The organism is Frigidibacter albus (assembly GCF_009908165.1).
Lineage (GTDB): Bacteria > Pseudomonadota > Alphaproteobacteria > Rhodobacterales > Rhodobacteraceae > Frigidibacter > Frigidibacter albus.
Genome location: NZ_JAAAUC010000010.1, coordinates 16,719 through 31,274, shown reverse-complemented (window position 1 = coordinate 31,274; position 14,556 = coordinate 16,719). Strand labels below are relative to the sequence as shown.

13 protein-coding genes are annotated in these 14,556 nt (G+C 66.9%); 7 read left to right on the top strand and 6 right to left on the bottom strand.

Translation table 11 applies throughout. From position 1 onward, the window contains the following. A complete protein-coding gene (locus tag GVY41_RS15175; protein ID WP_161347915.1) occupies window positions 1–1,512 on the top strand; it encodes a tripartite tricarboxylate transporter permease in 1,512 nt (503 codons plus the stop codon). Between the two features lie 85 nt (window positions 1,513–1,597). Next, window positions 1,598–2,611, top strand: coding sequence for a sensor histidine kinase (locus GVY41_RS15170; RefSeq protein ID WP_188816053.1), 1,014 nt, complete (start codon window positions 1,598–1,600; stop codon window positions 2,609–2,611). Window positions 2,612–2,672: 61 nt separating this feature from the next. Here GVY41_RS15170 and GVY41_RS15165 read toward each other — a convergent pair whose 3' ends face one another. From GVY41_RS15165 to GVY41_RS15155, 3 genes are all read right to left on the bottom strand, one after another. Next, window positions 2,673–3,995: a TRAP transporter large permease gene (locus tag GVY41_RS15165; RefSeq protein WP_161347916.1), complete on the bottom strand. Its 1,323-nt coding sequence runs from the start codon at window positions 3,993–3,995 to the stop codon at window positions 2,673–2,675. After that, the gene (locus tag GVY41_RS15160; RefSeq protein WP_161347917.1) at window positions 3,992–4,621 is read right to left on the bottom strand and encodes a TRAP transporter small permease; all 630 of its coding nucleotides are present in this window, start codon (window positions 4,619–4,621) and stop codon (window positions 3,992–3,994) included. The genes GVY41_RS15165 and GVY41_RS15160 overlap by 4 nt, the downstream gene beginning before the upstream one ends. A 76-nt stretch (window positions 4,622–4,697) precedes the next feature. Continuing rightward, complete coding sequence (locus GVY41_RS15155) at window positions 4,698–5,702, bottom strand: TRAP transporter substrate-binding protein (protein ID WP_161347918.1); 1,005 nt, start codon at window positions 5,700–5,702, stop codon at window positions 4,698–4,700. 230 nt (window positions 5,703–5,932) lie between these two features. Here GVY41_RS15155 and GVY41_RS15150 point away from each other — a divergent pair, with 230 nt between their 5' ends. After that, window positions 5,933–7,867, top strand: coding sequence for a sensor histidine kinase (locus tag GVY41_RS15150; RefSeq protein ID WP_161347919.1), 1,935 nt, complete (start codon window positions 5,933–5,935; stop codon window positions 7,865–7,867). Beyond that, window positions 7,864–8,484, top strand: a complete 621-nt coding sequence (locus GVY41_RS15145; protein WP_161347920.1) for a response regulator transcription factor — start codon at window positions 7,864–7,866, stop codon at window positions 8,482–8,484. The genes GVY41_RS15150 and GVY41_RS15145 overlap by 4 nt, the downstream gene beginning before the upstream one ends. A 3-nt stretch (window positions 8,485–8,487) precedes the next feature. Here GVY41_RS15145 and GVY41_RS15140 read toward each other — a convergent pair whose 3' ends face one another. Genes GVY41_RS15140 through GVY41_RS15130 form a run of 3 tightly spaced genes read right to left on the bottom strand, consistent with a single transcriptional unit; the run spans window position 8,488 to window position 11,782 of the window. Further along, window positions 8,488–9,318 carry a sugar phosphate isomerase/epimerase family protein gene (locus GVY41_RS15140; RefSeq protein WP_161347921.1) on the bottom strand — a complete coding sequence of 277 codons (831 nt, stop codon included), beginning with the start codon at window positions 9,316–9,318 and terminating at the stop codon, window positions 8,488–8,490. Further along, window positions 9,315–11,000, bottom strand: a complete 1,686-nt coding sequence (locus GVY41_RS15135; protein WP_161347922.1) for an FAD-dependent oxidoreductase — start codon at window positions 10,998–11,000, stop codon at window positions 9,315–9,317. The genes GVY41_RS15140 and GVY41_RS15135 overlap by 4 nt, the downstream gene beginning before the upstream one ends. Then, a complete protein-coding gene (locus GVY41_RS15130; RefSeq protein ID WP_161347923.1) occupies window positions 10,997–11,782 on the bottom strand; it encodes an IclR family transcriptional regulator in 786 nt (261 codons plus the stop codon). The genes GVY41_RS15135 and GVY41_RS15130 overlap by 4 nt, the downstream gene beginning before the upstream one ends. 121 nt (window positions 11,783–11,903) lie before the next feature. Between GVY41_RS15130 and GVY41_RS15125 the strand changes: the two genes are divergently transcribed. The 3 genes from GVY41_RS15125 (at window position 11,904) to GVY41_RS15115 (ending at window position 14,556) form a co-directional block, all read left to right on the top strand. Continuing rightward, window positions 11,904–12,809 (top strand): LysR family transcriptional regulator, encoded by a 906-nt coding sequence (locus GVY41_RS15125; protein WP_229726087.1) that lies wholly within the window; start codon window positions 11,904–11,906, stop codon window positions 12,807–12,809. A gap of 116 nt (window positions 12,810–12,925) precedes the next feature. After that, window positions 12,926–13,918 carry a tripartite tricarboxylate transporter substrate binding protein gene (locus GVY41_RS15120; protein WP_161347925.1) on the top strand — a complete coding sequence of 331 codons (993 nt, stop codon included), beginning with the start codon at window positions 12,926–12,928 and terminating at the stop codon, window positions 13,916–13,918. Between the two features lie 122 nt (window positions 13,919–14,040). Then, window positions 14,041–14,556, top strand: coding sequence for a tripartite tricarboxylate transporter TctB family protein (locus GVY41_RS15115; RefSeq protein WP_161347926.1), 516 nt, complete (start codon window positions 14,041–14,043; stop codon window positions 14,554–14,556).

Sequence of the window (14,556 nt, the reverse complement as noted above, 5' to 3'; positions counted from 1 at the left end):
ATGGGCTTTGGCGACATCCTTTTGCAGGCGCTGCTGCTGGTGCTTGACCCGCAGGTTCTGCTGACGGCGCTGCTGGCCGGCATGTTCGGCATGTTTGTCGGCGCCATGCCCGGTCTGACCGCGACGATGGCCACGGCGCTGCTGGTGCCGATGACGTTTTTCATGGACCCGATCCCGGCGCTGGCGGCCATTGTCTCGGCCAGCAGCATGGCGATCTTTGCCGGCGACATTCCGGGCGCGCTGCTGCGCATTCCGGGCACGCCGGCCTCGGCGGCCTATGTCGAGGACAGCCACCGCCTCGCCCTGAAGGGCAAGCTGAACCTCGCGCTGGGCACCAATCTGCTGGTGTCCTGCATCGGCGGGCTGTTCGGGGTGGGCGTGCTGATCGCTGCCGCACCGCTGCTGGCAGAGTTTGCGCTGCGCTTTACCTCCTACGAGTACTTCTGGCTGGCGGCGCTGGGCCTGTCCTGCGCGATCTTCATCGCCTCGGCCGATCCGCTCAAGGCCGGGATCGCGCTGCTGATCGGTCTGGCGATGGCGACGGTCGGGCTCGACCCGACGACCGGCGTGCCCCGCTTCACGCTGGGGCACGTCGACCTGATGGCGGGGGTGGAGTTCATCCCGGCGATGATCGGCCTGTTTGCGCTGGCAGAGGTGATGCGCGGCGTGATTCGGCTGAACCACAACGCCCCGCCGCCGCCGATGCCGGCGGGCGAGGGCGCCCTCTTCAAGGGCGTGGGCGGCGTGATCCGGCGCCACCCCAAGAACATCGTTCGTGGCTCGCTTATGGGCACGCTGATCGGCGCGCTGCCGGGGGCGGGCGCCGATATCGCCGCCTGGATGGCCTATGCCGTGTCCAAGCGCTTTTCCAAGACGCCCGAGAAGTATGGGAAGGGCCATGTCGAGGGGCTGGTCGATGCTTCTGCCGCGAACAATGCCGCGGTGGGCGGGGCCTGGATCCCGGCGCTGGTCTTCGGGATTCCGGGCGACAGTGTGACGGCCATCGTGATCGGCGTGCTGTACATGAAGGGCATGAACCCCGGCCCGACGGTGTTCATCCAGAACCCGCAGCTGATCTATGCGGTGTTCATGATCTTCATCCTGACGACGCTGATGATGGTGCCGCTGGGCTGGGCCGCCGTGAAAGCCTCGCGCCAGGTGCTGCGGGTGCCCTCGCGGGTGCTGCTGCCCATCGTGCTCAGCTTCTGCATCGTCGGCGCCTTTGCCATGACCAATTCGGTCTTCGGCATCGTGATCATGCTGGCCATCGGCCTGCTGGGCTGGGTACTGGAGGAGAACGGGTTTCCGGTGGCGCCGATCATCCTCGGCCTCGTGCTGGGCGGCATGTTCGAGCGGATGTTCATGACCTCGATGATCAAGTCGGCGGGCGACCTGACGGCGTTCTTCGAGCGGCCCATCGCCGCGGTGCTGGGGGTTTGCGTGCTGCTGATCTGGGGCATGGCGCTGTTCGGGGCTGTGCGGCGGATGGCCAGGGGGCGTGCCGCGGCCTGATCCCGTGCAAGGGCTGACTTCGGGATCAAGATGGTATAGGTGTCGGGGAATGCGCATCGTGTAATGGTTCGCCAATGATCCGGATATGCGAGGCATCTTGTCCAAGACCGAGGCGGCCCCCCCCGAATGGGGATATGACGAACTGCGCCGCGCCATAGATGCGGCGGGCGTGGCCCTGTGGTCGTGGAACGTCGATACCGATGATCTGTCGATGGACCAGCAGGGCTATGTGCTGTGGGATGTCTCGCCCGGAGAGGCGCTGACCTTCGAGCGGCTGTCCGAGAAGATCCATCCGGCCGACCGCGACCGGGTGCGCGATGCGTTCTCGGCGACGCGGGCGCTGGTCGGTGCCTATGAGATCGACTTCCGCACCATCATCGGGCAGGAAGTTCGCTGGATTTCGGCGCGCGGGCAGGGCGATGACGCGGGTATCAAGAAACGCACGCTGACCGGCATCTTCCTCGACATCACCGGGCGCAAGCAGGCCGAAGAGGGAAATGAGCTGCTGGCCGGCGAGATGAGCCACCGCGTCAAGAACCTGCTGGCGATTGCGACCGGGCTGACGCGGATCACCTCGCGCTCCTCGACCTCGATCGAGGATATGACCAAGCAGCTGATGAACCGGCTGACGGCGCTTGGCCGTGCGCATGATCTGGTGCGCCCGCTGCCGGGCGAGCAGGGCAAGACCGCGCTTCTGGGCGATATTTTCGCGGTGCTGCTGGCGCCCTATGACGATGAAGGGGCCTTTGCGGGCCGGATTCGCGTCGCGGTGCCGCGCATGGGCGTGGGCAATGACACGGCCACCTCGCTGGCGCTGGTCGTGCATGAACTGGCGACCAACTCTGTCAAGTATGGCGCGCTGTCGGTCGAGGGCGGCACGCTGGACGTGTCGGGCACGATGGTCGGCGAGGATGTGCAGGTGATCTGGACAGAGCAGGGTGGCCCCGAGGTCGCCTCGCCCAGCCAGATGAGCGGCTATGGCAGCAGCCTTGTGCGGCAGGCGATCGAAGGCCAGCTGGGCGGGTCGGTCACCTACGAGTGGACCAAGCGCGGGGCCGCGGTCACGCTGGTGATCAGCGGCGAGCGCATTGCCAGCTGAGGGCTGAGAGGCCGGCAGAAGAGAAAAGGCCGCGGGGTGATCCCCGCGGCCTTTGTCTTGGTCACATCCCCATCAGCCTTGGCAGGAGAAGGGTGATTTCCGGGATATAGGTCACCAGCATCAGGAAGGTGAGCATGGTCAGCAGCCACGGCCAGGTCGCCTTGGTCACGTCGGTCAGCCCCAGCTTGGACAGGGATGAGGCGACGTAGAGGTTGAGCCCCACGGGCGGCGTACAAAGCCCGATTTCCATGTTCACCACCAGGATGATGCCGAAGTGGATCGGGTCCACCCCAAGCGCCATGGCGACCGGGTAGAGGATCGGCGCCATGATCAGCACGATGGCCGAAGGCTCCATCACCATGCCAATGGCGAGCAGCAGGATGTTGACCACCAACAGGAAGCCGACCTTGCCGAGGCCCAGTTCGACGATCCAGGCCGACAGGCCTTGCGGGATCTGCTCCGAGGTCAGGATGAAGGCGAACATCACGGCATTGGTGATGATATACAGCAGCATCGCCGACATCGCGGCCGAGTTCAGCAGCACCTTCGGCACGTCGCTCAGCTTGATGTCCTTGTAGACATAGACGGCGACGATGAAGGCGTAGACGGCCGAGACCGCAGCGGCTTCGGTCGGCGTGAAGATGCCGCCATAGATGCCGCCCATGATGATGACGATCAGCATCAGGCCCCAGACGCTTTCGCGGAAGGCCTTCCAGCGGTCGATCATCGGGGCGCGCGGCATCCGCGGGTAGCCCTTCTTCCAGGCGCGCCACATCGTGGTGCCGCCCAGCATCGTCGCCAGCATCAGCCCGGGGATCACGCCGGCCATGAACAGATCGCCGATGGAGGCGGACATCACCGGCCCGCCATCGGGCCCGGTCACCACCATGCCCGAGGTGGCCACGGCATACATGACCATGACGATCGACGGCGGGATCAGGATGCCGAGGCCGCCCGAACTGGTGATGGTGCCGACACCGAACTGCGGCGGATAGCCCTGCCGGACCATCGCCGGCAGCAGGATCGAGCCCACCGCCATCACCGTCGCCGGGCTGGAACCCGAGATGGCAGCGAAGAGCGCGCAGGACAGGACCGAGGCGATGCCAAGGCCGCCATACCAGTGCCCGACCATCGACGAAGCAAAGCGGATCATCCGCCGCGCCACGCCGCCATGGGTCAGGAAGTTGCCGGCGAGGATGAAGAACGGGATCGCCATGATCTCGAACTTCTCGATGCCGGTGAACAGCTTCAGGGCGATGGCATCCATCGGCACGTCGGAAAAGCCGAACAGGAAGGTGAAGACGGTCAGACCCAGTGCGATGGAAACCGGCATCCCGGTGACCAGAAGGATCGCAAGGATCGCGAAGATGATAAGCGCGGTCATGCGTGGCCTCCCTTGGCAAGATCCTCGGCCTCTTCATCGAGACCATCGACAGAACCGTGGTCGTGATGCGCTATTTCGCCGGTGGTCAGGAACAGATGCAGTGCCTGAACGAAGCGGAAGCACATCAGCGCCGACCCCAGCGGGACCGCCAGGTAGATGATCCACATCGGCATTTCGAGGTCCGGAGAAGTCTGGCCGCCATTGCGGACGTGATAGACAAAGTCGGTGCCGATCCAGGTGAGGATCGCGGTGAACAGGATCCCGCCCGACATGGCGATGGTCGTGATGGCGCGGCGTTTGTTGCCGGTCAGCCGTTCGGCGAGGATATCGACGCCGACATGGATGCCGGTGCGAACGCCGTAGGCCGCGCCGAACTTGGCCATCCACACGAAGAGGTAGATGCAGGCCTCTTGTGCCCAGGTCATCTTCAGCGAGTTGACGAACATGAACATCGACCGGGCGAAATCGGCCAGCCCGGTCATCTCACGGGCGCGGGCGAAGCCGACGAGATCGGCAGCGAAGCCGATGGCAAAGCGATGGGTCACCGCCAGGAAGATCAGCACCGTCGCCACCGCAATCAGCGTGGCGATCAGCACCTCTTCCAGCCGGTCGAGAAGGCGCAGCATGGCACACCTCGCGCTGTTGAAGGGGATGGGGAAGGGGCGGCCCCCGCGCAGGGGAGCCGCCCGCAAGCGGTGCCGGTTACTGGCTGACGGCAGCTTCGACCGCGGCGATGGTTTCGGCGCCGATGCGCTCTGCCATCTCCTCGTTGACCGGGGCCAGCGCTTCCATCCAGGCGGCGCGCTCTTCGTCGGTCAGCGTGTAGAACTCGGTCGTGCCGGCGGCTTCCATCGCGGCCAGGGCCTGATCGTTGTCGTCCTTGGCGATCGAGTTGGCGTATTCGGTCGCTTCCAGCATCGCCTTGTCGAGCCCAACGCGCACGTCTTCCGGCAGGCCGTCCCAGAACTGCTTGTTCACGATGACGGCGTAGCCCAGATAGCCGTGGTTCGACACGGTGGCGTGGTCCTGAACCTCGTTCATCTTCTGGGTGTACATGTTCGAGGGCGGGTTTTCGGTGCCATCGACAACGCCGGTCTGCAGCGCCTGATAGACTTCCGAGAAGGCCATGACCTGCGGCACGGCGCCCAGTTTGTTCATGTAGGCCTCGATCACCTTCGAGGACTGGATGCGCATCTTCAGGCCCAGGAAATCGTCAGGCGATTTCAGCGGGCTGTTCGCCGACATGATCTTGAAGCCGTTGTCCCAGTAGGCAAGGCCCGAGATGCCCTTGTCTTCCAGCTTGGCCAGAAGGCCCGCGCCGACCTCGCCTTGGGTGACTTTGCGCAGCGCGTCATAGTCGGCAAAGATGAAGGGCAGGTCGAACACTTCGAATTCGCGCACGCCAAGCGGGCCGAACTTGGCCAGCGAGGGGGCCAGCATCTGGACGGCGCCCAGTTGCAGCGCTTCCATCTCTTCCTTGTCCTTGTAGAGCTGGCTGTTGGGATAGACCTCGATGTCCACCGCGCCGTTGGTGTAGAGCTCGGCAAGCTCTTCGAACCGGGCAGCGGCCTTGCCCTTGGGCGTGTCGGGGGCAACGACGTGGCTGAACTTGATGATGATTTTGTCTTGCGCAAAGGCCGGGGCGGCCATCGTCAGGGCAAGGGCGGTTGCGCCTGCAAGGGCGGCAAGGCTGCGACGTGTCAGCATGTTCTTCTCCTCCATGACCCTGCCTCTCCCAGGCAGGTTACCCGGCGTGATGCCTGATCGGGCGCCGCGCCGCTATTGTGGCTTTCCGCAATAGACAGGGGCCCACGGGGATGACACAAACGTGTTTCGCGTGCATCGGGGAGGGTGAGCGCACGGCAGTTCGGGACACAGGCGCACCCGCCCCGGATCAGGGCAGGGCCAGACCGGAGGTCTGGGTCACCGAGAGCCTCATGGCATCCCGGCGCTGGGATATTCTGTCCTACATCCCGCTTGTCGCCATCGTCGCCCTTGTCGGGCTGGTGGCTGCGCTGGTCTGGATCGTGTCGCGCTCCGACGATGGCCGCGCCGCGAACAAGCTGGCCACCGATGCGCTGTGGGTGGAGCAGACGCTGCGCTTTCAGCTGGCGGTGGATGAGGACATGCTGGTGCGGCTGGCGCTCGATGCCGCCAGCGGCGCGCCGATGGATATCTTGCAGGCCCGCGCCAGGCTGCATATCGGCGCCAACCCCGAAACCCTGTCGGTGCAATGGTTCGACCGCGCTGGTGCGCTGGTCTCGTCGGTACCCGAAGGCATGGGCCCGACCGGCCAGCCGCTGGTGGACACGCTGCTGCGCTCGCGCGCGACGACGGCGCGCCCGGTCTATGGCGGGGCTGCGGGCGGCAAGGCGACGATTGCACTGCGCGGGTCCGATGGCGGGGTGGTGGTCGCCACCATCTCGCTGCCGCTGATGCTGGACCGGCACATCCCCTGGTGGATCGCCGAGCAATATGCGGTGCGCGTGTCGGATACTTCGACGACGCTGGCCAATCGCGCCCGGCGCCCGGTGGCCGCGGGCGCGCCGTTCCACACCATCAGCTTCGATCCGCCGCTGGCCGGCACGGTGCTGACGATCACCGCCTATGACCGCGCGTCAAGCTTCGAGAATACCGCCCTTGTCGGCGCGATCATCGCGCTGGCGGCCTTTGCAGTCTTCACCCTGCTGATCGTGCAGCGCAACGCCTATCAGCGCCGCCACGCGGAACAACGCCTGCGCGCCGAAATGGCCTTTCGCCGGTCGATGGAGGAAAGCCTGACCGTCGGCCTGCGCGCCAAGGATCACAGCGGGCGCATCCTTTATGTCAACGCTGCCTTCTGCAAGCTGGTGGGCCTTCCGGCCGATGAGCTGATCGGGCAGATGCCGCCGATGCCCTATTGGTCGCCCGATGCGATCGAGGAGACGCTGGTGCGCCAGAACCGGCTGGCGACCGGCCCCGCGCTGCCGCAAAGCTTTGAAAGCCGCTTCCGCCGCACCGATGGCACCGAGATCGAGGTGCAGGTCTATGAGGCGCCGCTGATCGACGCCTCGGGCCGGCATCACGGCTGGATGGGATCCGTGATCGACATCACCGAGGCGCGGCGCGCGGCGCGCAACGCCCGCGCGCAGGAGGACAGCCTGGCGCGGACCGGGCGGCTGGTGACGATGGGCGAGATGGCCTCGACCCTCGCGCATGAGCTGAACCAGCCGCTTGGGGCGATTGCTTCTTACGCGGCCGGGGGGCTGAACCTGATCGAGGCGGGGCAGGGCGAGTCCCCGATGATCAGGACCGCCTTCGAAAAGCTGGCGGCACAGGCGCGCCGGGCGGGGCTGATCATCCGCCGCATCCAGGATTTCGTGAAGAAGCGCGAGCCGCAGCTGGTGCCGCTGGATCTGGCCGAGGTCGCTGCCGATGCCATCGGCCTGATGGCCGCCGAGGCGCGCGAGCTCAGGGCGCGGCTGGTGCTCAAGACGCCCGAGCGCGGGCTGCAGCCGGTGCTGGCCGACCGCATCCTGATCGAGCAGGTGATGGTGAACCTGATCCGCAATGGGATGGAGGCGATGGCCGAGGGGCCAAGTTCCGGCAACCACCTGACGATCCGCCTGACGCCGGAGGCTACGGCGGTGCGGCTGGATGTGTCCGATCAGGGGCCCGGGATTGCCGAAGAACTGGCGGGGCATCTCTATGACCCCTTCACCAGCACCAAGAGTCAGGGCATGGGCATGGGGCTGAACATCTGCCGCTCCATCGTCGAGCTGCTGCATGGCAGCCTGTCGAACGCCCCGAACCCCGGGGGCGGCACCGTCTTCACCGTGCGGCTGCCCTATGCCGCGCCCGAAACGGCCCCGACCGAAGGGACACAGCCATGAGCGAGTCCGGTTTTGCGGTGCATATCGTTGATGATGAAGAAGCGCTGCGCGACGCTCTGGCCTTCCTCTTTGCCTCGCGCGGCATTGCCACGCGGCTCTGGCCGCTGGGCGAGGAGTTTCTGGCCGCCTGGCCCCAGCCCGATTGTGGCTGCATCATCCTCGATGTGCGGATGGAAGGCATGTCCGGCCCGCAGGTGCTGGACGCGCTGTTGCAAGCCGAGGGCAGCAGCGCCGCCCTGCCGCCGGTGATCTTCCTGACCGGCCATGCCGATGTGCCACTGGCGGTGCAAAGCCTGAAAAGCGGTGCCTTCGACTTTCTGGAAAAACCGTTCAACGACAATCAGATCGTGGATCTGGCGCTGCGCGCGATGGAGCTGCATCAAAGCCGCGCGCTGGAAAGCGATACCCGCTCGGCCATCGCGGCGCGGGTTGCCACCCTGTCGGCGCGCGAGGTGGAGGTGATGGACCTGATCCTGCAAGGGCAGCTGAACAAGCAGATCGCGGATGTGCTTGGCATCGCCGTGCGCACCGTCGAGGTCCACCGGGCGCGGGTGCTGCAAAAGACCGGCGCCCGCAACTCGGTGGAGCTGGCGCAGATGAACGCGCGTCTGCGTTGAGCCTCAGCGCCCGGCCGACGCCAGCAAGCGGCGCGCGGCCGCCAGCACCCGGGCGGCAACCTCGGCGCTGCCCCGCTCCGCCTGAAGCGCGGTCATTGGCACCTCCAGCGCAACCGGCAGTCCTCGCGGCAGGCGGGCGAGGATGGCAGCCAGGTCGATCTGCCCCTCGCCCGGCGGCAGGCGTTCGGCACGGCCGGTATGCAGCAGGTCTTCGGTGGAATAGGGCGGATGCACGGCGGCATCACAAAGGTGCAGGAATGGCAGCCGCGAGGGCGGCAGGCTCTCCAGATCCGCCAACGCACTGCCGGAGCGGTCGAAATGCAGGGTATCGACCAGAATGCCGATCTCCTCCATCCCCGTCCGCTCCACCACTTGGCGGGCGGTGGCGAGGTCCGGGACCGAGGTCCACGGGAAGAACTCCAGCGCGCAAGTCAGGCCATAGGGGCGGGCGAGAGTCTGGAAGGCCGCAAGATTGGCGGACAGCCGGGCATGGTCATCGTCATAGGGCGCGCAGATGACATGGCGCGCACCGAGCGCGGCGCCGGTGGCCAGGAAGGCGGTGAAGGCGTCGGGGCGGAAGTCGGGCGTCAGGCGGATGAACTCGATGTCGCCCACGGTGATGCCGGTGTCCTGCAGCGCCGCCAGCGTCTCGCGTAGCGCGGCGGGGTCCTCATGCAGCGGATAGCCGGGGCTGGTGTCGGTCACGCGGATCAGCCTCAGCCCGACCCGGTCATAGCCGAGGCGCGCGGCAAGGCGGACCATCTGCGGCGGCGGCAGGTCGATCACTGTCAGATGCGCCAAGGAAATCGGGGTAACGGCCGAGGTCGGGGTCATGTCGCATTCTCCAACGCGCCTGCGGCATGCAGCGCGGCGATATGGCCAAAGGTCAGGGCGGGGCCTAGGTTGATGCCGCCCGCCGGATAGAAGCCGCCCATCACCGAGGCCATGTCGGTGCCCGCCGCATAAAGGCCGGGGATGGGGGCGCCACCCTGCAGCACACGGGCGGCGGCGTCGGTCTCCAGCCCGGCAAAGGTGCCGAAGCTGCCGGGGATGACCTTGACCGCCAGATAGGGCGGGCGGTCGATGGGCGCGACGCAGGGGTTGGGGCCGTGCGACGCATCGCCCTGCAGGCGCATGTAGGGCGTGGTGCCGCGGTGGAAGGCGGGGTCCTCACCTTTGGCAGCGTGGCGGTTCCAGTCGTCCAGCGTGGCGCGCAGGCCGGCGGGGTCGATGCCGCAGGCCTTGGCCAGCGCCTCGGGCGTCTGACCGGATTTCAGATAGCCGCGCCGCAGCCAGGGGCGCAGCGGCAGCGGAAACGGGCGAGAGATGCCAAGGCCGTAGCGCCGCTGAAAGGCGCGGGTGGCGATCAGCCAGGCTTCGGGCGGCTGGCCGGGCGGGGTGTTGCGCAGCAGGGCCTCGACGAAGTCGTGGTAGCCAAGCCCCTCGTTGCAGAAGCGCTGGCCATTCGGCAGCACGGCGATGACGCCGGGCTTGCCACGCTCGATGATATGCGGGAACGGCGCCTGCCGCCCGTCCGGCCAGCGCACCTGCGAGACCGGGCACCAGGCGCCGGGGCTGGCGGTTTCGCCCTGCCGGGCGCCGACCGCCTCGGCCATGCGCAGCCCGTCGCCGGTGGCGGTGGGCACGGCCAGGCTGACATGCGTGTCGTTCTGGGGGAACTGCGCCGCGCGGCGGGCGCTGTCCTGCGGGAAGCCGCCCGAGGCAAGAACCACGCCGCGGGTGGCGCGGATTGTCTGTTCGGCGCCGCCTGCGGCGACGACGGCGCCGGTGACGCGGCCGTCCTCGATCAGCAGCCGCAGCGCAGGGCTGTCGGTGCGGAACTCCACCCCCAGATCGGCGGCGGAGCGCATCAGCCGCGCGACCAGCGCGCTGCCGTTGCGCAGCTGCATGGCGCGGCCGTGGCGGCCGAGGTCCCACAGGTGGCGGGCCATGCGGCGGATGACATACGCGAAGGCGCGCGGCTGGCGGGTCATGGTCATGAACGCGCGCAGGTCGGCGCCGGCCTGGATCGTCAGGCCAAGGAAGCTGGTCTCGCGCAGCGGCGGGCGCAGCAGGCGCATCAGCGGGCCAAGGGCGCGCCCGTCATAGGACACCGCGATGACCGACCGGCCGCCGGTGCCCGCGCCGGGCAGGTGGCCATAGGTGTCGGGAATCTGGCTGCCCGGCTCGAAGGTCAGGGCGGTGTGGGTTTCGAAGAACGCCACCATCCGCGGCGCATGGGTCAGGAAGGCGTGGACGCGGGGCGCATCGAAGTGGTTGCCAAGGACGGCGCGCAGGTAGGTCTCTGCCGTCTCAAGGCTGTCCACCGTTCCGGTGCGGGCACAGACGGGGTTGCCCGGCGCCCAGATCCAGCCGCCGGACCAGGCGCTGGTGCCGCCAAGCACGGCGTCCTTCTCGACCACGATCACCCGCAGCCCGTGATGCGCCGCGGTTACTGCCGCCGACAGGCCCGCGGCGCCGGAGCCGATGACCAGCAGATCGCACTCGGCGCTCATGGCGCCCCCCGCAGCAGCTGCGATGCCGGCGCGATGGCCATGATCTCCTCTGCCGCGGCGTGCAACGCTGGCAGCAGCTCTGCCCGCCGTGCCGCCGTCAGGCGCACCGCGGGGCCTGCGATGGACAGGCAGCCGGGCGAAGGCCCCTCGGCCGGCAACGCCACGGCAATGGCCGCCATCCCATCCAGAAAACAATCCACCGCCTCGCCATGGCCCGCGGCGCGCGTCTGGGCCAAAACCTCGATCATTCCGGCCAGGTCGAGCTGCGATCCCTGCGCGGCCCCCTCCGGCGGCGTCAGCCCCTGTGCCGCGATCAAGGACAACGCCCGGTCTTGGGGCAGGCTCGCGGCCCAGGCGCGGCCGCTGGCGCTGTAGGCCAGCGAGGCGGCGCTGCCCTGCTCGCGCGCCGGATCGTAGCGCAGGCCCGAAGTCGCCCCCTGTGCGACCGCCACCCAGACCAGCGAGTCGCCATCCGCCACCGACAGCCGCACCAGCTCTCCGCAGGCCGCGGCCAGCCGGTCCAGAACCGGCTGCGCCATGTCGGTGAGGCCGGTGCGCCCCAGCCAGGACAGGCCAAGCGCAGCGAGCCGCAGCGTCAGCGCATAGGGTCCCTGCGGCACCGGCTGGCACACGTATCCAAGGCGCAGCAGGTCGTTGAGCAGCCGGTGAGTGGCCGAGGGCGGCAGGTCCAGCCGCGTCGCCACCGCAAGCAGGGTCAGCCCCTCGGGGTGCAGCGACAGCAGCTCCAGCACGGCGAGGGTGCGGTCGATCGGGGCGGTCATGCCGGGCTCCTGAATTCTGGAATGACATTCCAGTATATTGCCAGCCTCCTCAAATCAATCCCCTTTGCCGCCGCCAATCCTCTGCTACCATCCCGCCATGAGGGAACTGACATTGAGACAGGTGGAGGTGGTGCGCGCGGTGCTGATCGCGGGCAGCATCCAGGGTGCGGCCGATCTGCTGAACGTGTCGGCCCCCGGCGTCAGCCGGCTGGTGAAGCATACCGAGGAAGGGCTGGGCATCCGCCTGTTCGACCGCAGGGCCGGGGTCTTCGTGCCCGCCCCCGAGGCCCGCGCGATCTTCGAGATGCTCAATCAGGTCTTTCACCAGATGGAGAACCTGAACGCCGCCGTGGGCGCCCTGCAGAAGGGCGAGGATGTGCGGCTGTCCTTCGCCTCGGCCCCCTCCATCGCGCAGTTCATCGCGGCGCGCGCGATCCGCGGTGTTCGCGCCCGCTTTCCCGATCTGATGATCGACCTGAACATCCTGAAGATCGAGGAAACGGCGGATTACCTGCTGCTGGAGCGCGGCGAGGTGGTGTTCATGTCCTCGCCCGTCGAGAATTCGGCCATCGAGTCAACGCCGCTGGTCGAAGGCCGGATCGTGGCGATCATGCCCGAGGGGCATGAGCTGGCGCATCAGGACGATGTGTCGGTGCATGACCTGATGCGGTTTCCCTTCGTCGGCGTCGATCCCGACGATCCCTATGGCGCGCTTCTGGCACAACCGTTCCGCGATGCCGGGCTGTCCCCCCGCCATTCCATGCGCGGGCGATTCGCGCAGACCACGGTCAGCCTCGTGCGGCACGGGCTGGGCGTTGCGGTGATCGACGAGTTTTCGGTGGCCGAGGTCTACATGCCCGGCCTGATCCGCCGCCCCCTGCGCGAGAAGGCCAGCATCACAGCTTGGTCGGTGCAGAAACGCGGGCGCCATCTGTCGAGTTTTGCTGAGTTTACCATCGCGAAGTTCCGGCAGGAGCTGACTGCGGCAACGTCGCGGACGCGGTGGGATCCGCTGCCACAGGCTTAACCTGAAGTTACGGAAGGGGAGAAATCGGTATTTGCCGTTAAACCTCAAACGCGCGATTATGAACTATCCGGCCTGAGGGGACAGGTCAGGTCGAAAATCACAGGGAGGACTATACGATGTTGAAATCGGTTATCGGTGCGGTTGTCGCACTTGGCCTGGGGGCGTTGCCCGTTCTGGCCGACTACCCGGAAAAGGAAATTCAGGGCATCATCCAATGGGGCGCCGGCGGGTCCACCGACACGGTTGCCCGCGCGATCACGCCCCATGCCGAGGCGGCACTGGGCGGCAATATCGTCATGCAGAACGTCACCGGCGGCGTGGGCGCCATCGGCCTCAATCAGGTCGCGGATGCCGAGGCTGACGGCTACTCGATCCTGTTCGGCGCGGAAAACCCGCTGCTCTACAAGGTGATGAAGCTGGGCGACAAGGACTACTCGGACTTCGTGGCGATCAACATCATCGCCCGCGGTGTGCCGATCCTGGTGGCGAATGTCGATGCGCCTTTCGACACCTTCCCCGAGATGGTGGAATATGTGAACGCGAACCCGCGGGCGGTGAAGTTCGGCTCGACCGGCCCGGGCGGCCTGCCCTCGGTCGTGACCGCGATGATCAACTCCAAGACCCCGCTGGACGTGACCTTCGTGCCCTATGACGGCGACGGCCCGGCGCTGACCGCGCTGCAGGGCGGGGCCATCGACGTGATGCCCGCCGTTCTGGGCGCTGCCATCGAAGGCATCAAGGGCGGCACGATGAAGCCGCTGGCGCTGTTCGACATCGAAGCCTCGCCGCAGCTGCCCGACGTGCCGACCATCGTGTCGACAAACCCCGAGTTCGAGGAAATGCTGCCCTGGGGCCCGTTCTTCGGTGTCTTCGTCAAGCAAGGCACGCCCGATGACGTGGTCACCAAGCTGACGGCCGCCTATGCCGAGGCTGCAAAGAACCCCGACTTCGAAGCGCTGATCGATGGCCGCGGCTTCAAGATGCTGTCGCTGTCGGGCGCCGAGGCGGACACCTTCCTGAGCGAATGGCAGGCGACCACCTCGTGGCTGATCCACGATGCCGGCCTCACCAAGGCTTCGCCCGAAGAGTTCGGCATCGCCAAACCCTGATCCTGACGATCCATGACCTGACACCGCCCCTATCCTCACCACCGGGGGGGGGCGGTGTTTTCATTCCGAATGCAGGGCAGGGAGCCCCGCGCAGCATACCTGACCCAAGGGAGGGGAAAGCAATGCAGACGACGCAACCAAGACGCCCGGGCGAGCTGGTGTTCACCATCATCATGGTTCTGGGCAGCCTGTTCCTGCTGTGGTCCGCCTATGGCATCTCGGGGTTCGAGGCGCTGTCCGCGCCCGGCGCCATTCCGATGGTGACCGCCGCCACGATGGCGATCTGCGCGCTGATGATCCTGCGCGACACGCTGCGCAGAAGCCCGGTCACCGGCGAAAAGCTGGAGCGGGACATCCTTCCCATGCCCGTGGTCGTGACCATCGTCATGATCACCGCCTATGCGCTGCTTCTGAAGCCCCTCGGCTTCGTGCCGACCTCCTTCATATTCCTGACGGTGATGATCCGCTATCTGGCCCGCTGCACCTTTGCCCGCGCGGTGCTGCTGTCGGTCGTGATCGTCGCGGTCATCTATCTGGTCTTCCGCGTTGTGTTCACCGTGCTGATGCCGGCGGGGATCGTTCCCGAAGCCGAGATCATCGCATGGGTCAGCGGCCTGTTCGCCGGAGAGGGGAACTAG

Bases quoted from the DNA above. Each gene is read 5' to 3' on its own strand.
- GVY41_RS15175 (WP_161347915.1), top strand. From the start codon at position 1: ATGGGCTTTGGCGACATCCTTTTGCAGGCGCTGCTGCTGGTGCTTGAC.
- GVY41_RS15170 (WP_188816053.1), top strand. From the start codon at position 1,598: ATGCGAGGCATCTTGTCCAAGACCGAGGCGGCCCCCCCCGAATGGGGA.
- GVY41_RS15165 (WP_161347916.1), bottom strand. From the start codon at position 3,995: ATGACCGCGCTTATCATCTTCGCGATCCTTGCGATCCTTCTGGTCACC.
- GVY41_RS15160 (WP_161347917.1), bottom strand. From the start codon at position 4,621: ATGCTGCGCCTTCTCGACCGGCTGGAAGAGGTGCTGATCGCCACGCTG.
- GVY41_RS15155 (WP_161347918.1), bottom strand. From the start codon at position 5,702: ATGCTGACACGTCGCAGCCTTGCCGCCCTTGCAGGCGCAACCGCCCTT.
- GVY41_RS15150 (WP_161347919.1), top strand. From the start codon at position 5,933: ATGGCATCCCGGCGCTGGGATATTCTGTCCTACATCCCGCTTGTCGCC.
- GVY41_RS15145 (WP_161347920.1), top strand. From the start codon at position 7,864: ATGAGCGAGTCCGGTTTTGCGGTGCATATCGTTGATGATGAAGAAGCG.
- GVY41_RS15140 (WP_161347921.1), bottom strand. From the start codon at position 9,318: ATGACCCCGACCTCGGCCGTTACCCCGATTTCCTTGGCGCATCTGACA.
- GVY41_RS15135 (WP_161347922.1), bottom strand. From the start codon at position 11,000: ATGAGCGCCGAGTGCGATCTGCTGGTCATCGGCTCCGGCGCCGCGGGC.
- GVY41_RS15130 (WP_161347923.1), bottom strand. From the start codon at position 11,782: ATGACCGCCCCGATCGACCGCACCCTCGCCGTGCTGGAGCTGCTGTCG.
- GVY41_RS15120 (WP_161347925.1), top strand. From the start codon at position 12,926: ATGTTGAAATCGGTTATCGGTGCGGTTGTCGCACTTGGCCTGGGGGCG.
- GVY41_RS15115 (WP_161347926.1), top strand. From the start codon at position 14,041: ATGCAGACGACGCAACCAAGACGCCCGGGCGAGCTGGTGTTCACCATC.